The sequence below is a fragment of the Microseira wollei NIES-4236 genome, assembly GCF_020521235.1.
Classification (GTDB): domain Bacteria; phylum Cyanobacteriota; class Cyanobacteriia; order Cyanobacteriales; family Aerosakkonemataceae; genus Microseira; species Microseira wollei.
The window spans coordinates 1-2440 of the sequence record NZ_BLAY01000389.1; the positions used below are offsets into that span (position 1 = coordinate 1).

Annotated in this window: 4 protein-coding genes; all 4 read right to left on the minus strand. The window is 45.0% G+C overall.

All coding sequences use genetic code 11. The features are described 5' to 3' along the window. Positions 1-127: 127 nt before the first annotated feature. Genes MiSe_RS48575 through MiSe_RS48590 form a run of 4 tightly spaced genes read right to left on the minus strand, consistent with a single transcriptional unit; the run spans position 128 to position 2188 of the window. A complete protein-coding gene (locus tag MiSe_RS48575; RefSeq protein ID WP_226594636.1) occupies positions 128-658 on the minus strand; it encodes a group II intron maturase-specific domain-containing protein in 531 nt (176 codons plus the stop codon). After that, positions 546-881, minus strand: coding sequence for a reverse transcriptase domain-containing protein (locus tag MiSe_RS48580; protein WP_226594638.1), 336 nt, complete (start codon positions 879-881; stop codon positions 546-548). Before MiSe_RS48580 ends, MiSe_RS48575 begins: the two co-directional genes overlap by 113 nt. A gap of 36 nt (positions 882-917) precedes the next feature. Continuing rightward, on the minus strand, positions 918-1121 hold the full coding sequence (locus tag MiSe_RS48585) for a hypothetical protein (RefSeq protein ID WP_226594640.1): 204 nt from the start codon (positions 1119-1121) through the stop codon (positions 918-920). After that, the gene (locus MiSe_RS48590; protein WP_226594642.1) at positions 1118-2188 is read right to left on the minus strand and encodes a group II intron reverse transcriptase; all 1071 of its coding nucleotides are present in this window, start codon (positions 2186-2188) and stop codon (positions 1118-1120) included. Before MiSe_RS48590 ends, MiSe_RS48585 begins: the two co-directional genes overlap by 4 nt. Positions 2189-2440 lie beyond the last annotated feature (252 nt).

Below are 2440 nucleotides of genomic sequence, written 5' to 3' on the forward strand. Positions count from 1 at the left end.
CTCATTCTCCCTCGGAGCGGTTCTCGGCACAGTCAGGAAATGTTAACCAGATAGCTATTGAAGGGCGAAAAGTTAACTTTAATTCCTGGCCTGAATCCCCGTCTCTTTAGAGCGGGGTGTGGCTCAATTACCCTTTTGTTGCTTGAGCAACGCGCGCTTTACGACCAGGCATTTCAGGTTGTGTCCCAAGTGTCGAACTCCAATAGATGGTGTCGCCGTCGTATGGACTTTTATCGCCTTTAAGCTTGACATAGCTATTGCTACTGCAACTAATTTCGCTATGTTTTAGTAACCTCAGGGGGTTCGCATCCCCTTCCCTGGTTGCGAATACCCATTTTTTGCCGTCTACGGTTTTCCAATACTTTGTATGAGCAGCATTGAGGCTGACCCAGCGATGGAGTGCCCATCTACGAAGTTTCAGGTAGGTGAGGTAATCCTGTCTGGTTAGTTCTCCGGCTGTTTGAGCATCGGAGTTGGAGTGATAAAGAGTCCATCCCCTTATGATAGGGTTGAGGTCTTTAATGAGAGCCGCTTGGGGCGAAGACCTATGTTTTTTGATGATTCTTCCGATTACCTCTTGATGTTCCTCGTCTCGCCTTCTTTGATGGGGTAATGAGTGTGTTATAACCCAATATTCTACCTTTGGAATCTTTTCCACTTCGGTATTTACCGGCAGGGAATTGCTGAATGTGATGTCCTAAGAAGTCGAATCCAGCTTTTCCATCCTCACTTAATTCCGCAAGGAGTGTGTGAGTTAGCCGAGTCTTTTCGGGTTTTAACTCCAGGCCAATGCCAGCTAACCATTCCGAGATTATCTCTCGGCATCTTGGGACAACAGTCTTGCTTTCATGAAATACCACAAAGTCGTCTGCGTATCTCACAAAGCTCAAGGATTTAACTTTGATTTGCCAGCTTGCTTAACCACCGCTTTGATGCTTTAAGTCAATAGTTTTGGCATATTCCTTGAGTGTTTGTTCAAGACCGTGTCGGGCAATGTTTGCCAATAGTGGTGAAAATAGAGTAGGGACGGAGCGCACCTTTAAACCTCTCGATTTATGTGTTTCTCTATCCCTCTCTCCAAACGAAGCGTGACAGTTTCCCGTCACTTCGCTTTCCATCATTGCAACCGACGATGGTCGCCAAATGAAGGCGTTTGAGCGTGGCAGTGTCTACAGAGCAGTTGTAGGTTCTCTTTGTCATCAGTACCGCCAGTTCGACGTGGTTTAATATGATGCAAATCGAGACCATCAGTACTGCTGCAAATAGCACACTTAGCGGAGCGTTTTGCCTTAATTTCCTGCTTCAATTCTCGCCATTCATCATTGAGAGCATTACCAAGCCAGACTTTATCAGGGATTGGTACTTCGGGAGTTATTAGTATTGTAGACTCCTCACCCTTTAAATACGGATTCGGCAAACAGCGTGACCGATACTTAGTAATCGGTTTATCGCTCATACGGTACAGGTACAAATAATCTTCCCCGTTCCTAATTCCCCAATTATCTCTTTGCCCCGTTTTATGAACTTGACGCATTTTATACATCTTCATAATCCGGCGCGGTGGTAGGCGGTGTCGTTTCTGTAACCAAAGAAACAGGCGTTCATTGACCCAGAAATCTAAGTCCTTTGCCGTTTTCTGGGCATTACTGTGACAGTAATAACCAATCCAACCTCTTAGTACTGCATTTAAAGCAGTAATTTTGAGTAAAGGGGAATCTTTAAACCGTTTCCGATTTGTCATCTCCTTAATTTTAGTTTTCAGGCGTTTCTTGGCTTCTTGTGTTGGTGTAACCAATAACTTTGGTTTATCATGACCGCTGACGTAGCGTCGGACGTGGAAGCCAAGAAAATCAAACCCATTGTTAACGTGGGTTACTCGTGCTTTCTCCATGTTGAGTTCCAGTTTTAATTCTTCTTTGAGGAAGGTTTGAAACTCTTCACGTAAACGCAATGCTTCGGCTTTGCCACCATTAGTTAGTAGTAACCAATCATCGGCATAACGTATTAAAGCACAGTTTCCCAGGCGTTGTGTTCGTCGTTTCTCTTTTTGCTTGCGGTCTAGGCTGCCATACTTATTCCACCAATACATATCCAATTGGTGTAAATAAATATTCGCCAATAATGGTGAGCAAATTGCTCCTTGTGGTGTACCGATGTCTGTACGTTGAAACAATGCTCCTTGCATCATCCCCGCTTTTAAGAAACGTTCGATTAACTTAAGGGTAAGGATTCAGGTGGAAGGGGCAGTCGCGGTGAGTGACAAAAACTTGGGTGGGAGTACACAGGAGATCTGCACTCACCGCGACTGCCCAAAAATCAGCTATTCTCGGTCAGTAGGACAAATTTTAAGTCGGTGTAGCAGGTATCAGGCTAGGGAAAGGTAACACCTGATGAGCAAAAGCCATCAACGCTGCACGTAAAAACTGCATCACCGAACGCC

Excerpts from the sequence above, each read along its gene's own strand:
- MiSe_RS48585 (WP_226594640.1), bottom strand. The coding sequence starts at position 1,121 with ATGATGGAAAGCGAAGTGACGGGAAACTGTCACGCTTCGTTTGGAGAG.
- MiSe_RS48590 (WP_226594642.1), bottom strand. The coding sequence starts at position 2,188 with ATGATGCAAGGAGCATTGTTTCAACGTACAGACATCGGTACACCACAA.